Consider the following 22306-nt stretch of genomic DNA (forward strand, 5'->3'; position numbering starts at 1 on the left):
GCACTGGATTTAGGTTCCAGCGCCGCAAGGTGTGAGAGTTCGAGTCTCTCCGTCCCCACCAAGATACAGAAGGCAAGATGAGATAATCATCTTGCCTTTTTTAATGCCGATTTTTTGTAGTTGTGCATTTTAAAAGCTGAGATATGTATTGAGTTGAGTATAAATATTTATAAAAAAGCTTTGATGTTAAATCAGGCTATATTTGAAAGTGTTTACGGACTTAACAAACTTCGGCAATAGAAAAATATCTATGATTAGCCAAATAGCAACGAATACGATTGCAGGTGAAAAGGCTAAACATGAATAAGAAAGAATAATAAATAGAATACCGCTTATATTTTTTAAGTAAAAAACAGCTTTTAACTACATTTATATCCGTTGATTATTTTATTTAAATCGTTTAATTGAGAATTATTATCAATATTTCGTTTTTTAACGAATTAAAGTTTACAACCTAGGTATGAGTCTAAGCTTTTTAATTTCGCATAACAGCTATTATGTTTAATAAAGAAGTAAAATAGGTATAACTTCTACTATGTCATGATCATTTTATTAATAATAGAAATTGAGTAGCATGAAAAATTTATATGAATTAAAGAATAAAATTCAAGAAAAGACATTAAATTTGGTTACGCAGAGAAATGGATCTTCCGTGTATCAAGGGCAATTTTTTCAAGAAAAAGTTTTTATCAAAATAGCAAAAAACCGAGAGGCCAACGATCGTTACTGTGAAATTTTAGAAGCTCTCAAAAATTTCGCATTAACGCCAAAGGTATTAAATAAATTTGAATGGGATGGTTCTTCTGTCCTTGTCATGAGTGCTATAGAGGGAACTCAATTCGATCAAATATTTAAGAATTGTACGCGGGACCAGAAAATATATTTTTTTAAAGCCGCGGGCAGATATTTAGGGGAACTTCATCGGGAAATTCCAGAGACTTTCTTATTTAATATGAGATTCTGGCAAGATAGAGATGGCTTATCAACACAGCGGATATTATGGAGTCAACAGTTAGAATTAATGATCTCTAAATGGATGTCACGCGTGAATCCATTATCATTAGATTATCATGAGTTTAGCTATCAATTAAATGAGTTACTCAAATACAGTAAAGCCTTATCCGAACCTTCACAGCTTACTTTATTACACTGTGACTATATTGGCCGAAATATCCTAGTAGACAGTAAAAATCAGATCTCGGGTGTTATAGACTTTGATGCTGCTCGTATTGGGGATGCTGTCTATGATTTAGCGAAGATTGTATGGGTAGAAATAGATTTCTCTGATCTTGAATTACGGAATGCTTTTTTAGATGGCTGGGGATGTACGTATAAGCAGAGAGTGCCTAAAGTGAATTTTCTATTCTATGTGGGCATACAATGCCTTGCGGCGATTGCTTGGACAGATAGAAATCCGTCCTCTGATGGGACTAATACTATTTTTCGCGCTTCCGCAATTCGGACGCTGAGCGTTGTGTTAAAGGAGCTAGCAGCACTTTGACTGAATTTACACGGTCATTTCGTATAATCGCCATTACTTTAAATGGGAATAAAATTTAATTTAAGAACTGTATATAATTTATGAATTAATATTTATAAAGAATTTAATTTAATGCGCGTTAGAAAATCTTCAAGATTATTAATAATAAATGAAAATTTAGAAGTTTTACTTTTTCAATTTTTTCATGAAAATGATGCTTTAGCTGGGCAGAAATACTGGGCTACTGTTGGTGGGGGAGTTGAAAATGGAGAAACTTTTGAGCAAGCTGCTTGTAGAGAATTATATGAAGAAACAGGTATAGTTCGAGATGATGTAGGAATATGTGTTGATACACGAAATTTTGAAATGCTATTACCTAGTTCTGAAATAGTAATTTCTAATGAAAGATTTTTTGTGATTTTCGTTAAAGATGATGAGATTAAGACTAATAACTGGAGTGATCACGAAAAAAAAGTTATTAGTAAAAGTAATTGGTGGAAATTAGAAGACTTAAGAGAAACCAGTGAAACTGTTTTTCCAAATGATATTCCAAATATTCTTTTTAGAAGTTTTCCACAAATATTCAAAAATTAAGATTTTCTAAAATTAACATAATACACGTTATACGCAATTCTTGAATTTTATTAATAGGTATCAGTATCTTAGTTAAATTTGTTTCTGTAAACAGCTTACGGGAAAGGATTTTTTATGATGATTCATGGATGGCACCTGTTTTTTGATCTACGTTCCATAGTTTTATTTCAGCCTAAGGCAGAAAAATGTCTAAGTATTTATTTTTAAGCTTAGGTTTAGATTTAAGCTTGTTTGATTTAGCATCTAATGAAAAGGGTAACATATACCATGTACGCCTGCTAAATAGAAAAAAGCTTGGAATAATCCAAGCTTAATAAAGAATAAAAAAAATTGGGCTGATCAAACTTTCCTTATTTGATTGAGCTGTTGATGCAACTTAAAAATGGTTGAGCGAGCTTTAAGTGCGATTTAGGCCTTAAGATGATCCTCAAATTCTTCACCTAATTGCATTGCTAAAGCATTTCCTGCAAGTTCATAAGTCACTAAACCATATTCTTTTTTGAAACTGAAAGTAAAACCACGACCATCGGCCAAGTTACGTACGTTGTAGCCGAGTTTTTCTAACCATAGACGGAAGGCGATTAGATTTTTTGCTTTAACCACTTTTTTCACAAGCGAACTCCATATTCATCTTAAAAATATTAATAGGGACATCCAAATCATTTTTAAAGGTCTGTTGACTTAGTTTTATATAAAATATTTTATTTTGAATATTTTTTCATCGAATAATGTGTTTTTGGCATTAGAGGAATTAAACAAATCCTTCATATTTTTAGATATTTTAATCATGTAACTAAATATATTAAGTTTAACTAAAAAGTTTAAGTGCGCAGAATTTCTATGGTCTAGTGTGCTGTCTTGGGTCTGCAAACATAAATGTAATTATGAATCCTTTGTAGCGTAGAAGAGTCAAATTTAGCAGGATAAATGCGCCTTACTGATTGCTTGGAACGGATATGTAAATTTAGGAGGAAGCAAGTAGGCCAGTATAGTTGTATATGCAATGATGCTTTATTCAGCATTGAGCCATACAAAACTGTATGGATTGTGTGGGAAGCCATTATACTTCACTACTATTTAGATCCATGTGTATATGAGAGCAGAAATGAGTACAGCCACAATTGAAAGTCAGGTAAAAGTACAGATTGAAGCGATGCAACAGCAAGGCCTTCAAGCTGTAGCGGTTATGTTAGGACATGAAGATTGGCTGGTTTTTCAACTGAATCAACTGTTGCTTATACGCCATTTGGCAGTGCGCGTCGTTACCAGCCTGCATTAAGCGGTTTACTGTTGGTGCGTGTAGATGAAATGCATGCCATGCGTGTAGTGACGCAAGCAGACTTAGACTTGTACACACAAAACAATCAGATTTTATAAGTACTTACCAAGCACAGCGTGCTCTGATTTTTTTTCAAATTACGCTGTGTCGATGGCTTGACCCAATTGAAGTAAAGTTAAAGCTGGTGAAGATGGTTGCTCACAATCATTATTTAAAAGTTATCTTTTAATTCCCTTAAACGCTGAAATTCTTCAACACTCTCTGCTCTTAAAAATGGATTAGTTTCTAACTCTATGTCAATACGGCTAGGCAGTGTGCATTCACCAAGCATCCGTTTACGTTTTACATCTTCGGCACGCTGCTGAATGGCCATATTGTTTGGCTCGACATGCAAAGCAAATTGCGCATTTGAAAGGGTATATTCATGTGTGCAATAGACTTCTGTTCGGGGTGGTAGGGCGGCCAAACGTGATAATGAGTGAAACATTTGCTGATGTGTGCCTTCAAAAACGCGACCACACCCCATGGCAAATAGCGTGTCGCCACAAAATACCGCATCAAGTGCATCGATAAAATAGACAATATGACCTAAGGTATGCCCTGGAACAGCAATAATTTCAATCTTCAAATCATGAAATTCAATAACTTGTTCGTGCATGAGCGCATTAGAAATAAATGGAATTTTGGACAATTCTTCGCGTGGGCCAAATACTGGAATCGAACGCGTTGCAACCAGTTCAGGTACACCGCCAATATGGTCTTTATGCCAATGCGTTAACCAAATTTGTGCCAATTTAAGTTGGTGTAATTGACAGTATTCTTCAACCAAATGAGCTTCTGTTGGGTCTATAGCCACAACTTCTGCGCTGTCTTGATGTTCAAGCAACCATATATAGTTTTGTAATTGATTTTTAACGTCGATACAGTGAATTTTATAAGTCATTTATCGGGTCGAAGAATAAAAGAGATGCTTTAACATAGCATGTTTTTAGCAACGACTTATGTGCGGATTTGCGCTAAAAATACATAATTTTTTTGCAATACACATTGAATGTGGAAGCGATAGTTCTAAAATAGCGAGTCATTTATAACCAGTAAAATTACATGAGTATTTCCTACCGTGAAGACATTGACGGACTACGCGCATTAGCCGTGAGTTTAGTGATTTTTAATCATATTGGTCTGTCTTTATTTTCGGGGGGATATATTGGGGTTGATGTCTTTTTTGTGATTTCTGGGTATTTAATTACGGCTATTTTGGTTAAAGATAGTCTACAGCATCAGTTTAGTATCAGCAGTTTTTATAAAAAACGTATTATACGTTTAGCACCAGCCTTGCACAGTATGTTGCTGGTGGTGACGTTGATCAGTTGTATGCTGATGTTACCGCATGAACTGGAAAAATATTTTAAAAGTCTGAACTACGCCATCTTCTTTATGGCCAATGTGTTCATGCGTGAAGAAGTGGGGGATTATTTTAGTCTGAACACCGATCAAATTCCGCTTTTACACTTATGGTACTTAGGCGTAGAAGAGCAGTTTTATATTTTTTGGCCTTTGTGTTTATTGTTTTACTCAAACGTGTTCCTATAAAATGGATGTCAGGACTTGTCCTGAGTCTGATTGTATTACTGATTATAAATGCTGAAATGGCAATGCAACAGAATATCGCCAAAGCCTATTTTGCGATGCCAGTTCGAGCATTTGAGCTGTTGGTTGGCGCATTGGTTTGTTTTTTACCAAAACATGTATTGCAAGATAAATGGGCAAGCTATTTAGTTTGGTTAGGTTTGATCACCATTTTAGTGTCGGCAGTTTGCATGGGGCATAGCACCCATTTTCCTGGTTTAATGGCCCTTATTCCATGCATGGCAACAGCACTGATTATTTATGCAGGCGGACAGACAGTGCATGCAAATCCTTTGCTAGTACATAAATGGAGTACATGGATCGGCAAAATTTCTTATCCGATGTATTTATGGCATTGGCCACTCATCGTATTTTTAAATATTTATTTATTAAGTTTAAATGTACTCAATCAAGTGCTGATTGTATTGAGTACCGTGCTGTTGGCCTATGCGAGCTATCGTTGGATTGAGCTGCCTTGTCGCCGTTTTAGTCGGGCATCGAGTACAAAAGTTATCCTGATTGGCTTTTTAATTCCAGCGCTAACCATTACCGCAAGTGCTCATTTGGTTGAGATAGAAAATGGCTTTCCAAACCGATTTGAAGCCAGTGTTCAACAACATTCTGATGGCTTGATTAGCTATGCGCATGAGATCCGTGGTATATGCCACAATGGCCTAGCACCAAACCAACTAGCGCCTACACAAAAGTGTATATTGGGTGTAGATAAGCCACAGATTGATTTTATGTTGATTGGTGACTCACATGCTAATCATTTTACAGGCATGTTAGATGTATGGGCTAAAGATGCGGGCTTACGAGGTTATGATGCAACACAGGACACCACAATCTTTTTGCCCCATGTGGATTTATATATTCCGAATCAAACGGGATTCACTCTAGACACGAAATTTAGAGCACGTAATGATGCACTCATTGATTATTTGCAGACACATCACTTTAATCAAATTGTTTTAGCGGGCTATTTTGAAAATTACTTACGTACCTATCGACTGAATAATTTGCCACAAGCCAGCGCAGCGCAACTGATGTTTAATAGTTTGAATGAAGCGATGCCTATTTTATTCAAATCGGCCAATGAGGTGATGATTATTTTGGATACACCGACGCTTACAGGACGAATGCATGCAAATTGCCCTGTGCGTGCAGAGGCTTTGGGTCGTCATGTAAGCTGTGATTTTGCTTTGCAACAGGATCCTGCAATGCAGCAATTTGCTCAGATATTGCAACAGTTACAACAGCGCTACCCACAGCTTAAAGTGATTGATCCAAAAGTGGCACTATGTAAAATCGGTCATTGTACGGCTTCGATTCAGGGCGTAGCGTTATACCGTGATCAAGACAACAATCATTTAAACTATCGTGGTTCAGAAGCATTGGGTCGGGCGTATTTACAACAACACCCGAATCCTTTGGGGCGCTAAATTTTAAACTTAAAAGATTATGGTTGAGCTTTCGCGTTGATTCCAACGTGAAAGCATTGCATACGAACAAATCACTAGCATAGATATGCGCTGTATTTGTAGAAGTGTTGCGAAACTATGTTATTCAACTGACACGGCTTGACCAATGGTGTAAAAATGACCGCCAGCGACATGATGTAAGCTTTTCCAATCATCTGAAGCTTGATCAAATAACCAATGGCCATCCTTAAAAATGCGTTCATCTGCATAGGCATGAATCACTTCACCTATAAACAAATCATGTTGTTGCTGATGGTGCGGTTCAGGAATAAGTTTGCATAATAACCATGCCGAGCAACCGTCAACAGCGGGCAAGGTTGAATGTGGAAAATGAAATAAATTGACGCCACATTGGCGTAGTTTTTCAGGCGCATCGTGTTGGCTCATCATACCCAGCGCATAAACCATTTTAAGCTGTTTTAAATTGGGAACTTGCAACACAAAGTGGCCAGAATTTTCAATGATGCTTCGGGTCATGGTGCTTTTATCGAGCACTACACTAACTTTGGCAGGCTTAAACTCGACTGGACAGGCCCAGGCCGCTGTCATGACTCCTGTATGCGTTTGATCTTGCGCAGAAACCAAAACTGTTGGGCCGTGATTGAGTAAGCGATAGGCCTTTTCTAAAGGGACAGGGAGTAAATGTGGGTGTAAATTAAGCTCATTCATAATTTATAGAAATAGATGACGAAAATTTAGCGGGTTGTTACATAACATATAGCATATTAGGCAATATGAATGCATAAAAGCTCATAAAATACAGACAGTTTATTTGGAATTTAAACCATGAAAATGTATCAAGTGGACGCGTTTACAGATGCGTTATTTAAAGGAAATCCAGCTGCGGTATTGGTATTGGATGAATGGCTCGGCGATGAGCTTATGCAAAATATTGCATTGGAAAATAACTTATCTGAAACGGCATTTGTTAAGTCGATAGATGCAGAAAACTTTGAAATTCGGTGGTTTACACCCACAACAGAAGTTGATTTTTGTGGCCATGCAACTTTAGCCAGTAGTTTTGTCTTGTTTAAAGACTATACATCAGCCAAAAAGATTTATTTTCACGTTAAAAATTTGGGTATTTTTATTGTGGAACAAGAAGCAGATGGCAAAATTAAAATGAATTTTCCACAGCGCAAAGCCAGTCTGGTGACTGAATACCCAGATGAATTACGCCAAGCGCTCACTAAGCCTTTTAAAAATGTGTATTTAAATGCCCAAGCTTATATTGTGGAGTATGAAAGTGTACAAGATGTGCTCGATGAACAGCCCAACTTAGAATTGCTTAAAACCTTAGGGAAGATACGCACGGCGATTACGGCATCTGAATTACAATCGCCAACTGATGTTGCGATTACCTCATTGGGTGAACAATATGACTGCGTATCACGTTATTTTGCTCCAGCCAATGGCATTAATGAAGACCCTGTGACGGGTTCAATTCATACTGCAATTGCGCCTCTGTGGGCAGAGAAACTGTTGAAAAATTCGTTACTTGCATATCAAGCTTCTGCACGTGGTGGGGCATTATATTGCACCTTGTTGGACAATGATCGGATTGAAATTGCGGGTTATGCAAAGTTATATATGCAAGCTGAGATTAATGTAGATCAAGTTTAATTGTTATATACATTTTAGTGTGGGTCTTTTAAGTGCTGTATTTATTTCTGAATGGTTGATATGTGTCCAAACTAATGATGCTACTGCATACAAACAGGAAGATAAGTGCTTAAAAGACAAAATAATTTAATAAATAACATAAAATTCACTATAAAATGAGAATCATTCTCTTATAATTGCAACATAGAATAATTGAATGTTACATGAAGGTTTATAAATAAATATGCGTTTAAAACAACTCACGCTGTCGCTTTTTTTGTTGGCTTCAACTAGCGCAGTGCTCGCACAACCTGTTTTAATCAAAACAGACAATAACATTCAAGAATATACATTAGACAACGGTTTTCGAATTATTCTTGCCCCGAATGATAAAGAAAATAAAGTATTTATGAATACGATTTACCGTACGGGCTCATTGAATGATCCGCAAGGTAAAGGTGGTTTGGCGCATCTATTAGAACATTTGGCATTTAAGGGTACGCAAAATATTAAAGGTGAAGAGTTTCAGCGCCGTTTAGATCAGTACACTCTGGGTACCAATGCCAGTACAGATTACTATTCAACAAAATATACCAATATAATTCGTCCTGAGCAGAGCGTACTCAATGAAGTTATTCATTTAGAAGCTGAGCGCATGGATAAGCTGGTCTTACAAGAAAAATATGTCCCTTCAGAAATTGCCATTGTGAAGCGTGAACGTGAAATTCGTCTAGATCAGCCTTTTTCTGTGCTGATGGATCAAATTTTTAAATCAGCTTATGGCAATCAATATTTAGGACGCTTGCCGATTGGTGATTTAAACGAACTGCAATCGATCAAGATGCAAGAGTTAAATTCATTTTATCGTACTTGGTATGCGCCTAATAACGCGGTGATGGTGCTGTCTGGTAAATTTGATGCACAAGCAGTATTGAAGCAAATCGATGCACAATTTAGCCCAATTGCATCTCGAGCTGTACCTGCACAACCTAAAGTGCCAACCATTCGTGGTAAAGATATTAAACAACGTGAATTTAGCGTACAAAAGGGTAGTGATTTAGCCAAATTCAATATTTATTTGAATGGCGCGGATGATGCGATTACAACAGCTTTATCTGTATCTCCTGTGCTTTATTCATTACAACCTAGTGGCCATTTGTATAAAGATGTTGTAGAAACTGGAATTGCGAACGCCGTACAGTCAAGTACATGGTTAGACCGAGATTTTAACTTGGTGTTCATGGGTGCAGTGTATGCGCCAAACCAAAATGCACAACAGGTTCAAACCACTTTAAATAAAGGGGTTGAACAGACTCAAGCATTTAATGATGCTGAGCTAAATCGGGTAAAAGCGATGACGCGTAATCAGGCCGATTCCATTAAAAATAATGCATCGGCAATAGGTACAAGTATTAGTGATTATTATGTGGCTTATGATGGTAATTGGGCTAAATATTTTAAAGATTTAGACGATTTGCAAAAAATGACCGTCGACGAAGTCAATCGTACCTATAAGGCATTTTTAGTGCCTGAAAATCGTATTGTAGGTAATATTTTACCAACGCCTGAAGATCAGAAAAAAGCCCAAACACAAAAGGTGGCAGAGTATGCTCAAACCTTAGATGCAACTACAGCGAAGGAAGAGCCTTTAAAAGATGTTGCTTCCTATCAGGCTGAGGTAAAACAATATGTTGAACAATCGAAAGGTTATTTGACTTCGAAAGAACAACAAATCCAGCGTGGCAAACTCAAAAATGGCATTCAATACGCACTGTTCCCAACACAGACACGTGATGATAAGACCTATGCCACGATTGCCTTGGACTTTGGTACAGCGCAATCTCTGATGAATAAAGGTGAGGTATTAGACCTGACTGCATACTTGCTATTTAGAGCATCGGCTGAGCAAAGCTTGCAAGACATCACGGATAAAATTATTGAAAGTGGTGGTGGTGCTTCAGTGAGTGCAAGTTCGAATGGACTAAGCTTGCAAATTTCGGCCAAAAAAGAAAAATTTGACGAATTTTTTAAATACTTTATGGCGGTAGTGAAAGCGCCAACCTTTGAACAAAGCCAGTTTGATTTAATTAAATCACAAAGTATTTCAAGTTTAGATCGTCCATATACAGAGCCAGATACTGTGGCAGGTATGACTTTGTCACGGATGTTAGAAAAGTATCAACCGGGTGATTTACGCTATCACTTTGAACCTGATTTGGTTAAAAAGCAGTATGAGTCCGCCACTCGCGAGCAGGTAATGCAACTGTATCAACAGTTCTTTAAAACACAGCGCGTTAATATTGCAGTCACTGGTGATTTTGATGCTAAAAATATGCAAAAATTGCTGAAAAAAGAATTCTCGCAATGGTCAACCAAAGAACCTTTTGAGCGTTTGGAGTCGGACTATACTGCATTAAACGCAACAAAAGTTCATGTGCTTTCGGAGCAACGTGAATTTGGTAGTTATCAGGCAGTATTGACCTTTCCAGCAGGTTCATATCATGTAGATATGCCAGCATTACAAGTCTTCCGGCATATTTTAGGCGATTCGCAGTTGTCGTCTCGTTTAGCGCAAGAGCTACGTGAAAAGAATGCATTGGTATATGGCTTTAACAGCTCTTTAAACTTCAGTAGTTGGAAAGACTCAGGTGCTTTGGGCATTGGGGCAAACTATACTGCGGGCAAGTCGGCACAAGTGTCTCAAGCAGTACATAAAGTATTGAATGAAATGCTGTCAAAAGGTGTGACCGAACAAGAAGTTGAAGCGGCCAAAGCCAGTATGCTGAAAAAGCGTGTCACTGCTTTAGAAGATGAGCGCCGTATCCATTCAATGCTTATTCCGCAAATGGAACATGGTCGTACTTTGGCTGAACGTGAAGAGCGTGATCAGGCGATTGCAAAATTAACCAAAGCAGATATTGATGCAGTGATTCAAAAATATATTCATTTAGATGGCTTGGTCGAGGTAATGGCAGACCAATATGGTAAAACCATTAATCAACCACCTTCAGCGTTGAAGAAAGATTAATTTTCTAAAAAGTAACAATAAAAAAGCGCCTCAGGGCACTTTTTTATTACTACTGCTAATGTGCTTTATGTGTGATTGGGAGTCTGAATGACTACAGCACAAACTAAACTTCAATTATGGTTTTACAGGCGATAGAACTGTTTGGCATTATCACGAAATATGAGGCTTAAAGCCTCTGGATGTGATACGGCTATAGCATCGCTAAAAGCATCAATAATATTGACCAAACTGGTACTGACGCTATCCATTGGGAAGTTTGAGGCAAACATGATCCGATAAGGGCCAAAGCATTGTAAAACATGACTAATTAAAGGATAAGCCAAATCAAATACTTCAGTTTTGCTGGCCAGTCGTTTTTCTTTATGAAATTGATGACCCAAAATTGGCATAAATAGCCCAGACATTTTGGTGTAAACATTGGGCAAACTTGCTAATTCAGCCATGTCTTCTTGCCAATGGAACAGAATATTTTCACGCGCTGTTTTGGTTAATCCCGTATGTGAACCCACAGAGCCAAAAAGGCCTGCTGGTGTACCAAAGTGATCGAGTACAATAGATGTTTCTGGAAAGCTTTTGGCCAATTGGACAATGTCAGGTAGTTGGCTGGAATATGCCCATGCATCAAAGCTTAGATTCATTGAAGCTAAGGCTTCAAAACCCTTCATAAATTTTGTATTGGTATATAAATGCGGATCATCTGTCCATGCATGAATTTTAGGGTCTTCATGGTAGGCCGCCATTTTACGAATACCACGAAATAGCGGTGATGCTGCTTGGTGTAGTTTTAAAATTTTTTTAAAGTTAGCATCACGTGGATCTGCAGTACCTACAATGCCAGCCAAGGTCAAATGCTGGGCTTGAAAGTCCAATGCTGAAACAAATTCCGTTTCAGCCACAACCGCTTTGCCTTTTTGATGATGCCAATTGGCTTCAACATGCACAACTTTATCTACATCATAGTGGCCAAGATCAGCTTTATAGTTTTTGGGTAAATAAGGTGCTGTCACGTGTTGGGTTAAGCCAACAGTTTCAATCAGGTCATCGGGTTGTACAAGACGGATCATTTTGTCGAGTAAATAGGGATGCTTACCCAAAAGCTTAACAGCCATTTTGGCTGCATGGGGCGTGTGATACGGGTCCCATTGATGAATGTGGGCATCAATTATTGAAAAACCGAGCTGATGCATGACTGTCCTTTGTTTGTAGCAATCTATTTTTAATATAAAAGGTCTGGGCCGATAAAACAGCAAAACATCATAAAAAAGTGACAAATGGGTGTTTTTAAAGCTTTGAGGCGCTGACAAAAACAATAAAGCTCCCAAGAGGGAGCTTTATTCGATCACTTAGTGATTATGATCGTGGTTATGCTTATTAGCATGGAATTCTTCGTTATGACGGAAGCGTAGGTAGTTTTCAAACTGGTCGCAATATTCGTCGTAGTTGTCTTCAAGCATCATTTGGAATTGCTGTAACACATAAGACATCACTTGCTCTTTGGCATCACGCATTTCATTGCCATCTTTGAAGTTGTTGGCAGCCACCCACGTATTAAAACGCGCTGTACCAAACAGCATAGCAGCACTAATTTGGCCACGTTTTTCAGCAGGTTTTTCTTCACTGCCTTTTTCTACACGGCTAAATTCATTTGCGAGTTTAATAAATTCATCTGCACGTTCAAAGAATGCCGCATTTAACGCTTCTTCTTCGGTTACATCGGTTGCATCAATCTTTTGAACCATGAATTTTTCCTGACATCTAAAATCTTAAAGCTTAATTATAGGCAAAGCCTTGCAGAAACTAAACCTTTGACTTAATCTAAAAATAGCCTAAGCAATAAAATGGATGCTTTATGCAAGATGCCATAGCGGTACAAAGTCTAAAAAGTGATATTGCCTTATTACGTCAAAACATTTGGCCACCTGCAAATTTAGCCAATGTAGAAGGCTTACCGATTTATTATGGAACTCAGGCAGAGGTGGATGAATACTATCAACAATGGACAGGTCTCATTGAAAGAGCACAAGACCTGTTTCAACCTTTTATGGAGGATGAGTTGATTGATGCCATTCATTTACCCAGTCATTTAAATCTACCGCTGTTTTATTTTCATGTAGACCGTATACGAATTAATAAAACCAGAGCCAAAGAATCTAAAAGCTTTCGTGGTATTGCGAGTTTGATTGAAAAATGTGGCCAATATGAGGCAGAGCAGGTCTTGGCGATGCGTCGTTGGTTAGACAGTGATGATACGGCAGTACTAGTTGCGCATCGCGAATTTATTGATTTAAGAACTTATGTTTTTCAGCATGGGCAAAGTGATTACACACGAACACGTTTCTATGTGAATGGTATTGTGCTGAGTGTAGAGCCTGATTTTAAGTTGGTGGATGCACGCGATAAACCCCGTAAGCAGCGTAGTGATAGTTATTCAGATGCATTGGCAGATAACAACACATGGAAGGTATTTGGAAAGAATCGCTAAGCACTTAAGTGACCTAAAAAAATCGCCATACAAGTGGGCGATATAACTATCGATCTAGCTCATAAAATAGGCAGGTATTCGCCTGCTTATTTTATGAAAGGTCAAAAGATGTTTTGCTTTAATACTTACTTAATTAATTTTCGACTCACTAAAAATTGTTCAGTCGCTTCCAGTAGGCGCTGTGCATACACTTCTTGTTTCGCCGTTAACCAGCCGAGTACAAACCAGTCACTGGCTTCTAGCTCAGTTTGTTGAATGTATTGAGCAGATGTAGATAAAACCTGATATTCATGGGCTGCTAATTGTGCATCATTCAGTGCTTTACCATACTTCTGTAGATTTTTTACATCGTAAATAGAGGTTAAAATTGGGAAGCTAAATTTGAGCTCTTGAATATGTCGAGCCAGCACATCTAAGCTTTCAAAATCAGTGATGTCGGCAAGGTTTAAACTGTCTTGTAGTAACTTGTATTGCTGTTGCAATGTGTTGTGTGCAAACCATTTTAAGTCATGGCTTTGTACATGCTGGGTTTCATTGAGGCTGAACATCATCAGTTCTAAATAATGATGCACATTGAGGGTCGATTTAACCAAATTTCCGAGTTTTTCTTTGGCATATAATATGTCTTTGGCCAAATTCTCTGCAGTCGTTGGATTTTGTAAAAAAGCACCCAGCGTATCGCGCATGTGTTCGAAGTGTTGTAATTGGTCAAACTGTTGCTTAAAAGCCTCTAATTGATAGCCCCATTTGTCAGAAACATCTGGGTTCCAATCTTTAAATAAGCTAATGGTTAATTGTAAATGTTTGAGGGCAGTGCGAGCTTCTTGCATGTGCTCAGGGGTGGCAACAGATGCAGAAATGGCCGCAATATTCGGCAGTAAATGTTGCATTTGCTGTGCAACCAAAGTCTTTAAGTTTTGGCTTGCAGGTTCTTTTTTACTTAGTACAAAGTCTTTGGCAACGACCGCAGGGCTAACCACTTGCGAGGCAACCAATAAATTTCCAATTTCAGCTTTACTGCGAACATCCAGCCAAAGTTGATATTTTTTAACCCATTCAAAGCAAAATGCCAGTAAAGACTGAATTGAACCCTGTTTTAACTCAAACTCGACTTCATGCACAATTTCTTCTGCATGTTGAGTACGAATACAGCCCACATCTAGACTAACTTCTATTTCAGCATCTTCGTATTGAATCACACGGCATGTACGCAGAATATCAGTTTCAAACTGTAGTTGTAGTTGATCAACTTGATCGCCTAGCGCATTTTTTAGTACCTGTAAGGCATCGGTATGTTGCTGATAAACAGACAAGTCAAGCTCAGGTGCATTTTCGTGTATACCTAAATCAAGATTATGTTCAAAGCGCTCAATATGGGTTTTGCCAGCTGCTTTAAGCGTTTGTATCCAACGATCTCCTTCTAAGCGTTGGCGAATCGCTGCGTGTTGTTGTGCCATTAATTTATCGGCAGTATCAAAATATTTGGCTTTAAGTTGAATCTGTTCTGATTTTTTTGGGTCGATTGCTTTAAGTAATGCTGCGCGTCGTGCTTCTGGAATCTGAAATTTTAATTCAACTTCAACCATGATTATGTCCTAAATAAAAACAACCGATTTGGAAAGGGCTGTTTACAATGTCAGATTGCCTGAAAAAGCACCTGAAATTGAATGTGTTTTCAATTTTTCAGGCTCGATTGTAACTAAAAATCAGTGCAAAGTAAGACTTGACCTTTTTGTTTGATCACGAAATCACTTCGTATTTGTTTTGAATTTGTATGGACAAAACCTCATGTCCTGTATCAAAACTAAAGGCAATATTTCAGAGTGAAGGCCGAGCATGAAATGGCTTTTCATTGATTGAAATTTAAGCTCAGGTGGAGGAAAACAATTAGGACGTTGCAATGAATGCGCAGGTACAACCCAAGTTTGAGCAAGAGCCCGAATTTCAATTACCCATTCGAAAATATTCAGATTTTTATCGTTTTTATTTGACTGAGCATCGTAATATTACCAGTCGTCGTTTACATGCCACTGGCAGTACAATAGGACTGTATTTTTTCTCCAAAGCGATTCTTAAAAGACGTCCAAAGTATGTACTTTATGGGCTGGTTTCTGGTTATGCATGTGCATGGGTAGGGCATTTTGTATTTGAGCGCAACAAGCCTGCCAGTTTCAAGCAACCTATGTACAGCTTTATTTCGGATTGGCGCATGCTAAGCGATATTATTCGAGGTAATTTAAGCTTGATTGATCGTCGCCATGACCGTATTGAAAGCTAAAATGACACAAGTGAAGAAAGTTATTTGAGCTTGTGTTGTCAAATTTGGTGAGGAATAAATATAAATTAGATAAAAAACTCTAATAAAAAACAGTAATACGAAAATGGGTTATACACATATTGCATTTTTACTGTTATTCTTCTAATAATTGTCAGTCATTAAATCTATGACAAGTTTTCCAAGCCTAGAGTGACCTTCTCTAGGCTTTTTTTATGCATAAAAATATTTTAACAAAAGATAAAATATAACCGAATTGATTAACTAGATTTGGACTATAAAACTGCAGTATGAGATGAAAATAGGTTGGATCTATAAGTGTTTCAACGCTCCCCAAAACGTTTTTTGGTGAAACACTTATAGATCCAATTTGCGCTGTATGTTTCTCTTTTAAAGTGTACTGATTTTTTTATATTATTGCTGTTGTTGTGTAAGCTATTAAAGCGTGAATATTGGCATGGCGCTATCCCTATAATTGGGTATTTTTTGTGCCTAAAAGCACTTATTTGTAAAAAACAGATCTTTTTTTTAATTTCTCAGTCAATCTTGCTGTGCACAAGCAAATATCTATGCGCTTAGAGCCATAGTTCAGCCTATAATACTGCTAAGTTTTGATAAGTGATTGTATTATGCGCGGTTTATATTTAATTACCAATGATGACCCGATTGAGCTACTTTTAGCTAAGCTTGAAGGCGCAATGGCAACGTATGAAGTGGCTGTTTTGCAATATCGCCGTAAGCATGTTGCAAAAGAGAATCAGGACTATGAAATTGGTTATATGAAGCATTTATGCGAACAGTACAAAGTGCCTTTTGTCATTAATGATGACTTAGACGCAGCTGTACAGTACGGTGTAGGTGTGCATTTGGGACAAGATGATGGTTCTATTCAAGAAGCAGTAGAACGTTTGCCTAAAGGTGTGTTGATTGGACGCAGTTGCAATAACTCTTTAGAACTGGCTGAACAAGCGATTGCTGACGGCGCAAACTATGTTGCTTTTGGCGCTATTTTTGCGACTGAAACCAAGCCTGAAGCAGGTAACATTGGTTTAGAAACTTTAAAACAAGCCAAAGCTAAATTGAACGTGCCAATTTGCGCAATTGGCGGTTTAACTGTAGAGAATTCCGCTGAAGTAATTGAAGCGGGTGCAGATCTTTGTGCTGTGATCAGTGATGTGTTAGGCCGTTCAATGTCGGTGGTTGGACAGCGTGTATATGACTGGTCTGAACTTTTTGCTGAAAAAGCTTAAGTATTGAATCGCATTTTAAATTTTTTGAGTTGAGTATTTTCATGACTTTATCTGCTAAGCAAGAACAATTATTTAAACAAGCCAGCAAGCATATTCCTGGTGGCGTAAATTCTCCTGTACGCGCATTCAATGGTGTAGGTGGTACACCAGTATTTATCGAAAAAGCACAAGGCGCATATTTGTATGACGTCGACGGTAAGCGCTATGTAGACTATGTCGGTTCTTGGGGGCCAATGATTTTAGGCCATGCACAGCCAGACATTATTAAAGCTGTGCAAGAAGCTGCAGTTGATGGTTTGAGTTTTGGTGCGCCAACAGTTCATGAAACCACTTTGGCTGATATTATTTGCGAAATTATGCCGTCTATTGAGCTGGTTCGTATGACCAACTCGGGGACTGAAGCAACCATGACAGCCATCCGTCTTGCACGTGGCTATACTGGCCGTGACAAGATTGTAAAATTTGAAGGCTGCTACCATGGTCACTCAGATTCGCTTTTAGTGAAAGCGGGTTCTGGCCTACTTACTAAAGGTGAGGGCGAGGCGACTTCTGCAGGTGTACCAGCTGATTTTGCCAAACACACTTTAACACTGCCATACAACGATATTGCTATGCTGAAAGAATGCTTTGCAAAATTCGGTTCAGAAATTGCAGGTGTGATTGTAGAGCCAGTTGCAGGCAACATGAATTTGGTGAAACCAATTGACGGTTTCTTACAAGCGATCCGTGATGTATGTGACGAGCACGGTTCTGTGTTTATCATTGATGAAGTGATGACAGGTTTCCGTGTCGGTCTTGGCGGTGCGCAAGCGCATTATGGCGTAACGCCTGACCTAACCACTTTAGGCAAGATTATTGGCGCTGGCCTGCCAGTTGGTGCATTTGGCGGTAAACGTGAAGTGATGGAATGCATCGCGCCACTAGGCAAGGTGTATCAAGCAGGCACATTATCAGGCAATCCACTTGCAATGCGTGCAGGTATTGAGATGTTTAAGCATCTTCGTGCAGAAGGTTTCTATGAAACCTTAACTGAAAAATTGGCTGGTTTGCTTGCTGGTTTACAAGCTGCTGCCGATGAAGCGGGCATTCCGTTCTTTACTCAGCAAGTGGGCGGCATGTTTGGTCTTTATTTCACAGACCAAACTGAAATCACAGGTTTTGATTCAATTTTGAAGTGTGATGTAGATGCTTTCCGTACATTCTTCCATGGCATGTTACAGCGTGGTGTAAACTTAGCGCCTTCAGCATTTGAAGCAGGTTTCTTCTCAAGCGCGCATAGCGATGAAGATATTGCATTTACCATTGAAATGGCAAAAGAAGTTTTTGCCGAAATGAAGTAATTTTCATTTAAATTGGCAAATTCTGCTTTAGAATAAAGCCTGCAGCCTGCTGCGGGCTTTTTTTGTTGTGTTAAGTTCAGCTTTTTAAGAAAAGGATTTTTAAATGAAAACCAAACACTATTTAACTTTGGCAGACGCAGAATTTTTACTAAATACAGCGCATGCTTATGCTGCCGAACAAGGTTTCAATGTCAGTATTGCAGTGGTTGATGAAACAGGTAATTTATTGGCGATGAAACGCATGGATGGCGCATCGCCAATGACAGCAAATTTATGTTTAGAAAAAGCCAAATGTTCAGCAATCAGTAAGCGCCCATCTAAATTGTTTGAAGACTTGATAAAAGGCGGGCAGATGGGTTTTCTGACCATGGATACTTTTTCAGGCATGCTGGAAGGCGGTGAGCCGATTATGTACGAAAGTCAGTTAGTGGGTGCAATGGGCGTGTCTGGCGTGAAGTCTTTTCAGGATGCAGAAATTGCACAGCAGGCGATTGAGAAGTTTTTATTTCAGGTATAAAAATTCATCAGAGTTTTGTAAGCATAACTTTAGAAATATACGTCAGTTTTATAGCCAATGATACGTGGAACGTGAATATTCACAAAAAAGCCGTTCTAGTGTGCTATACACTGGAGCTGATTAGTATAAATCATTGATTTAAAAAATAATAAAGAAGAGAATTGTGTATAGCGTGTATTATGTTAATTGTAGCAAAGCTTAATCTTAAATAATTGATTCTGTTGCCTTAAAGACTCCAAATTAAGAAGCTTAGCTAAGATCTATATAGTCAATCAATTAACAAATTAGTCCTACGGAATTTAATTTTTATTAATAAAATTTGAGAATATCCAATGAAAAAGGCAAGTGAATCTTTTAAAAATATGCATCCTTTAAATTTAAAGGAGGAGCGAGTTGGTGAGCAATGGAAAGATTTCTATCGAGTGAATATTGATGGTTGCTATGATGGAACATATGATCTTAATAAGTGGCAACATGCTTATGATCCTGCGAAATGGTGGAAAGATAATGCTAACAAAATAACATTATATTTTAATGGTTGGATGTTGTTGGGGGGGCAGAATTTGGATTCTATGTTCCCGTTTTTGTGGCTCAAGTAAATTGGGAGGGGCGAGTTTTTAGATTTTATTCTAATATTTTTAAAACACCACAAATCGCAAAATTCTCAGATCCTAAAAAAGCACATTGGATGATTTTTAAAATAGAGTTAGTTGAAGGCTTGGAACCTGGTGATTTAGAAATAGTCAAAAAATTAATTGAAAAAATTGTGAAAAATATTAAACATAAAACAACATTAAAAAATATAGAAGAAGGCTACGTACATTTTGTTTCAGGGCGTTTTGAAGAATATCCACAAGAATTATTAGGAGAATAAAATAAGAAATTTAGGTCTATCACATTAAGGTCTCTGTAAAAAAATAGCTGAATAACTCCCAATTCTGTAGACACTTTTAGGTAAATATAATTCCATTTAACATAATGGCTGTTATACGAAATTGACAACATGTACAGAATCCTGTACATTTTCATTATAGAGTTTCAATCACTACCGCTTAGGTAGTCTAGCTAGCAGCGTTTTGACGCAGCTTATCCTATGAGGGATAGATATATGCATGTATTTACATATACCGATGCACGTAACAATTTAAAATCTGTTTTAGATAAAGTAATTGACGATGTTGATGTAGCTTTTATTACGAGAAAAGAAGGTGGTCATGCTGTTGTAATGGGACAAGATCATTACGATAGCTTAATGGAAACACTTTATCTCCTGTCATCTCCTAATAATGCTAGCCGTTTAAATGAATCAATTGCTCAATTACGTGCTGGTCAAGCTAAACAAAGAGAGTTGATCGAGGATGACGAATCGTAACATCGAATGGACTGATAATGCTTGGGATGATTATATTTACTGGCAAACACAGGACAAAAAGATACTCAAACGTATCAATGCTTTAATCAAAGAGTGCCAAAGAACTCCATTTGAGGGCACAGGAAAACCAGAACCATTAAAAGCAAATCTTTCAGGGTTTTGGAGCCGTAGAATTGATGAAAAACATAGATTAGTTTATGAAGTTACGGACGAAAGAATATCTATTATTCAGTGTCGATTCCATTACTAATAATATCCCCTATTTTTAGGGGATTATTTTTTATTTAACATCAAATCTCTTATACGAAGTGCTAAATAATAAAACACTACTAAATTGTATGCTCTCGGTTTAGAGAAGCCAAGCCGAAAAATCAAGCAATCACATCAGCAAAATATCTACACCTTGGCATTCTGCGTTAGCATATAGTTGTTCCAACATGAGTTTTTACCGAGCCTGTATGCTTTACCCAATGCCTAAAAAAATCCAATTTGCACCATCTCAAGCAAAATGGCAACTGTCATCAACACAGTCTGTATTGGTATTAGTAGGACTGCAAAACTTACGTATGCAGCAGGGCATACAAGACACACCGTTGATGGAAAATCTTATCCAGTTGACCAATAAAGCCAAAGCCTTAGAAATTCCAATTGTTGATTTATATGGGGATGATTTACTTCAAGGCATGCAACAGCTTGGTGAATATGCAACAACACATCCGCAACTGATTTTTGCTGGCGAAATAACGCCTATGCTGAAACAGATTTTACCGCATCTATATAGCGTAACAGAGCAAATCTGTGTAGTGGATGATGCGCTGATGCTCAATAGTCAAGAACAGCATATTCAATGGGTAGATTCTATGTCAGAGCAAGGTATTCACCACATGAATAGCTACAGCTTAATGCGACTTTGGAATTTATCTGCACCAGCAGAATGGGTTTTATCGGCAAAAGGCATATTACTGGCAATTGCAGAACAGCTGGATATGGATGCGTTGGAGATAGATCCATTAACCGATTTACGTAGCTATGGCCTAGACTCTGTTGCGATGGTTAGCCTAGTGGGCTTATGGCGTGCTAATGGTGCAAATATTAGCTATGAAAGTTTTTGGCAACATGCAACTGTGGTTGAATTACTCAAAATTTTGCAAGCTAAAATTTAATTTTTGATGAATTGAAATTTATTTTTTATAAAATCGGAAAAATCATCGGGAAATAAGACTTTTCGCATTGTATTTCTTGGCTAAGCTTTTTATTATTGCGCCCTTGTTTTCACGATTGGCCTGGATTGAACATTGAATAATTTTCTAACAGAACATTTAATTCATCGTGATGAAGATTTTATGGTGATTCATAAGCCAGCAGGCTTACTCACCGTACCAGGAAAAACCGCAGATCTACAGGACTGCTTAATCAATCGCTTAGTTCAAGCAGAACCCAAAACATTACTGATTCATCGCTTAGACCGCGATACCTCAGGTATTTTGGTTTTTGCGCTCTCTAAGTTGGGTCAAAACCGCATCTCCCGTCAGTTTCAAGAACGTCAAACCTCCAAAACCTATCAAGCGATTGTGGCAGGCCATTTGCATGGTGAAGGTACTGTAGATGTCCCTGTGATTTATGATCCAGAACATCCACCTTTACATATTGCTGCGCCAGAACACAATAAGCCAGCTTTAACGTATTGGAAAGTTGCTGAACAGTTTGAAATTAACGGCTCTCCTGTGACGCGGGTAATTTTGACGCCAATTACAGGGCGTTCGCATCAATTACGTGTACACATGCAGTATTTGGGTCATCCAATTATTGGGGATACCTTATATGCAAGCCCAGAACAACAGGCGCTGTCATCACGTTTATGTCTGCATGCGGCGCAATTAAGCTTTAAGCATCCTAAAACTGAACAAGACGTAGAATTTATTTGTCCTGTGCCGTTTTAAGGTTTAAACAACTTCGGTTATTAGGCTCACATTTTGG

General features: G+C 38.0%; 24 protein-coding genes and 1 pseudogene. 19 read left to right on the forward strand and 6 right to left on the reverse strand.

The genetic code is table 11. The features are described from left to right. Nucleotides 1-574: 574 nt before the first annotated feature. From EXE29_RS07600 to EXE29_RS17825, 3 genes are all read left to right on the forward strand, one after another. A complete protein-coding gene (locus EXE29_RS07600; RefSeq protein ID WP_120364380.1) occupies nt 575-1501 on the forward strand; it encodes a phosphotransferase family protein in 927 nt (308 codons plus the stop codon). A 111-nt stretch (nt 1502-1612) separates the two neighbouring features. Next, complete coding sequence (locus tag EXE29_RS07605; protein ID WP_120364381.1) at nt 1613-2074, forward strand: NUDIX hydrolase; 462 nt, start codon at nt 1613-1615, stop codon at nt 2072-2074. Between the two features lie 185 nt (nt 2075-2259). Further along, nucleotides 2260-2388, forward strand: a complete 129-nt coding sequence (locus EXE29_RS17825) for a hypothetical protein (protein WP_256733458.1) — start codon at nt 2260-2262, stop codon at nt 2386-2388. A gap of 94 nt (nt 2389-2482) precedes the next feature. Here EXE29_RS17825 and EXE29_RS07610 read toward each other — a convergent pair whose 3' ends face one another. Beyond that, nucleotides 2483-2686 carry a hypothetical protein gene (locus EXE29_RS07610; RefSeq protein ID WP_106986633.1) on the reverse strand — a complete coding sequence of 68 codons (204 nt, stop codon included), beginning with the start codon at nt 2684-2686 and terminating at the stop codon, nt 2483-2485. A gap of 493 nt (nt 2687-3179) precedes the next feature. Between EXE29_RS07610 and EXE29_RS07615 the strand changes: the two are divergent. Continuing rightward, nucleotides 3180-3451, forward strand: a pseudogene (locus tag EXE29_RS07615) (hypothetical protein). A 113-nt stretch (nt 3452-3564) separates the two neighbouring features. On the opposite strand, the gene gloB reads toward EXE29_RS07615, so the two are convergent. Next, nucleotides 3565-4296: a hydroxyacylglutathione hydrolase gene (gene gloB, locus EXE29_RS07620; protein WP_120364382.1), complete on the reverse strand. Its 732-nt coding sequence runs from the start codon at nt 4294-4296 to the stop codon at nt 3565-3567. 161 nt (nt 4297-4457) lie between these two features. Here gloB and EXE29_RS17725 point away from each other — a divergent pair, with 161 nt between their 5' ends. Then, on the forward strand, nt 4458-4946 hold the full coding sequence (locus tag EXE29_RS17725; protein ID WP_252383546.1) for an acyltransferase family protein: 489 nt from the start codon (nt 4458-4460) through the stop codon (nt 4944-4946). 5 nt (nt 4947-4951) lie between these two features. Next, a complete protein-coding gene (locus EXE29_RS07625; protein WP_322898947.1) occupies nt 4952-6424 on the forward strand; it encodes an acyltransferase family protein in 1473 nt (490 codons plus the stop codon). A gap of 120 nt (nt 6425-6544) precedes the next feature. Here the strand turns inward: EXE29_RS07625 and EXE29_RS07630 are convergent, their stop codons facing one another. Beyond that, nucleotides 6545-7132, reverse strand: coding sequence for a flavin reductase family protein (locus EXE29_RS07630; protein ID WP_120364383.1), 588 nt, complete (start codon nt 7130-7132; stop codon nt 6545-6547). 117 nt (nt 7133-7249) lie between these two features. Here EXE29_RS07630 and EXE29_RS07635 point away from each other — a divergent pair, with 117 nt between their 5' ends. Both EXE29_RS07635 and EXE29_RS07640 read left to right on the forward strand, forming a co-directional pair. Beyond that, the gene (locus EXE29_RS07635) at nt 7250-8086 is read left to right on the forward strand and encodes a PhzF family phenazine biosynthesis protein (protein ID WP_106986628.1); all 837 of its coding nucleotides are present in this window, start codon (nt 7250-7252) and stop codon (nt 8084-8086) included. Between the two features lie 223 nt (nt 8087-8309). Next, entirely contained in the window at nt 8310-11093 is a 2784-nt protein-coding gene (locus EXE29_RS07640; RefSeq protein WP_120364384.1) for a M16 family metallopeptidase, read from the forward strand. 122 nt (nt 11094-11215) lie between these two features. On the opposite strand, the gene EXE29_RS07645 is transcribed toward EXE29_RS07640, so the two are convergent. Both EXE29_RS07645 and EXE29_RS07650 read right to left on the reverse strand, forming a co-directional pair. Next, entirely contained in the window at nt 11216-12280 is a 1065-nt protein-coding gene (locus EXE29_RS07645; protein ID WP_120364385.1) for an amidohydrolase family protein, read from the reverse strand. A 156-nt stretch (nt 12281-12436) separates the two neighbouring features. Beyond that, nucleotides 12437-12832 carry a DUF3144 domain-containing protein gene (locus tag EXE29_RS07650; protein WP_106986625.1) on the reverse strand — a complete coding sequence of 132 codons (396 nt, stop codon included), beginning with the start codon at nt 12830-12832 and terminating at the stop codon, nt 12437-12439. A 110-nt stretch (nt 12833-12942) separates the two neighbouring features. Here EXE29_RS07650 and EXE29_RS07655 point away from each other — a divergent pair, with 110 nt between their 5' ends. Further along, the gene (locus EXE29_RS07655; RefSeq protein ID WP_117006993.1) at nt 12943-13575 is read left to right on the forward strand and encodes a hypothetical protein; all 633 of its coding nucleotides are present in this window, start codon (nt 12943-12945) and stop codon (nt 13573-13575) included. A gap of 125 nt (nt 13576-13700) precedes the next feature. Here EXE29_RS07655 and EXE29_RS07660 read toward each other — a convergent pair whose 3' ends face one another. Next, nucleotides 13701-15161 (reverse strand): CYTH domain-containing protein, encoded by a 1461-nt coding sequence (locus tag EXE29_RS07660; RefSeq protein ID WP_117006992.1) that lies wholly within the window; start codon nt 15159-15161, stop codon nt 13701-13703. A 314-nt stretch (nt 15162-15475) separates the two neighbouring features. Between EXE29_RS07660 and EXE29_RS07665 the strand changes: the two genes are divergently transcribed. The 10 genes from EXE29_RS07665 (at nt 15476) to EXE29_RS07710 (ending at nt 22269) form a co-directional block, all read left to right on the forward strand. Further along, a complete protein-coding gene (locus tag EXE29_RS07665; RefSeq protein ID WP_106986622.1) occupies nt 15476-15853 on the forward strand; it encodes an Mpo1-like protein in 378 nt (125 codons plus the stop codon). Nucleotides 15854-16479: 626 nt separating this feature from the next. Beyond that, complete coding sequence (gene thiE / locus EXE29_RS07670; RefSeq protein ID WP_106986621.1) at nt 16480-17100, forward strand: thiamine phosphate synthase; 621 nt, start codon at nt 16480-16482, stop codon at nt 17098-17100. Between the two features lie 41 nt (nt 17101-17141). Then, nucleotides 17142-18440 (forward strand): glutamate-1-semialdehyde 2,1-aminomutase, encoded by a 1299-nt coding sequence (hemL, locus tag EXE29_RS07675; RefSeq protein WP_120364386.1) that lies wholly within the window; start codon nt 17142-17144, stop codon nt 18438-18440. A 103-nt stretch (nt 18441-18543) separates the two neighbouring features. Beyond that, nucleotides 18544-18957 carry a GlcG/HbpS family heme-binding protein gene (locus tag EXE29_RS07680; protein ID WP_117006990.1) on the forward strand — a complete coding sequence of 138 codons (414 nt, stop codon included), beginning with the start codon at nt 18544-18546 and terminating at the stop codon, nt 18955-18957. Between the two features lie 332 nt (nt 18958-19289). Then, nucleotides 19290-19556: a hypothetical protein gene (locus EXE29_RS07685; RefSeq protein ID WP_120364387.1), complete on the forward strand. Its 267-nt coding sequence runs from the start codon at nt 19290-19292 to the stop codon at nt 19554-19556. Next, entirely contained in the window at nt 19544-19831 is a 288-nt protein-coding gene (locus EXE29_RS07690) for a hypothetical protein (RefSeq protein ID WP_120364388.1), read from the forward strand. Before EXE29_RS07685 ends, EXE29_RS07690 begins: the two co-directional genes overlap by 13 nt. Nucleotides 19832-20065: 234 nt before the next feature. Beyond that, a complete protein-coding gene (locus EXE29_RS07695; RefSeq protein WP_117006987.1) occupies nt 20066-20329 on the forward strand; it encodes a type II toxin-antitoxin system Phd/YefM family antitoxin in 264 nt (87 codons plus the stop codon). Further along, complete coding sequence (locus EXE29_RS07700; protein WP_117006986.1) at nt 20316-20579, forward strand: Txe/YoeB family addiction module toxin; 264 nt, start codon at nt 20316-20318, stop codon at nt 20577-20579. Before EXE29_RS07695 ends, EXE29_RS07700 begins: the two co-directional genes overlap by 14 nt. 208 nt (nt 20580-20787) lie before the next feature. Beyond that, nucleotides 20788-21492, forward strand: coding sequence for a phosphopantetheine-binding protein (locus EXE29_RS07705; RefSeq protein WP_120364389.1), 705 nt, complete (start codon nt 20788-20790; stop codon nt 21490-21492). A 132-nt stretch (nt 21493-21624) separates the two neighbouring features. Beyond that, complete coding sequence (locus EXE29_RS07710) at nt 21625-22269, forward strand: RluA family pseudouridine synthase (protein WP_117006984.1); 645 nt, start codon at nt 21625-21627, stop codon at nt 22267-22269. The last annotated feature ends 37 nt before the right edge of the window (nt 22270-22306 follow it).

Origin of the sequence: Acinetobacter sp. WCHAc060006 (genome assembly GCF_004209135.1) — a bacterium.
In the GTDB taxonomy this organism is placed as follows: Bacteria; Pseudomonadota; Gammaproteobacteria; order Pseudomonadales; family Moraxellaceae; genus Acinetobacter; species Acinetobacter cumulans.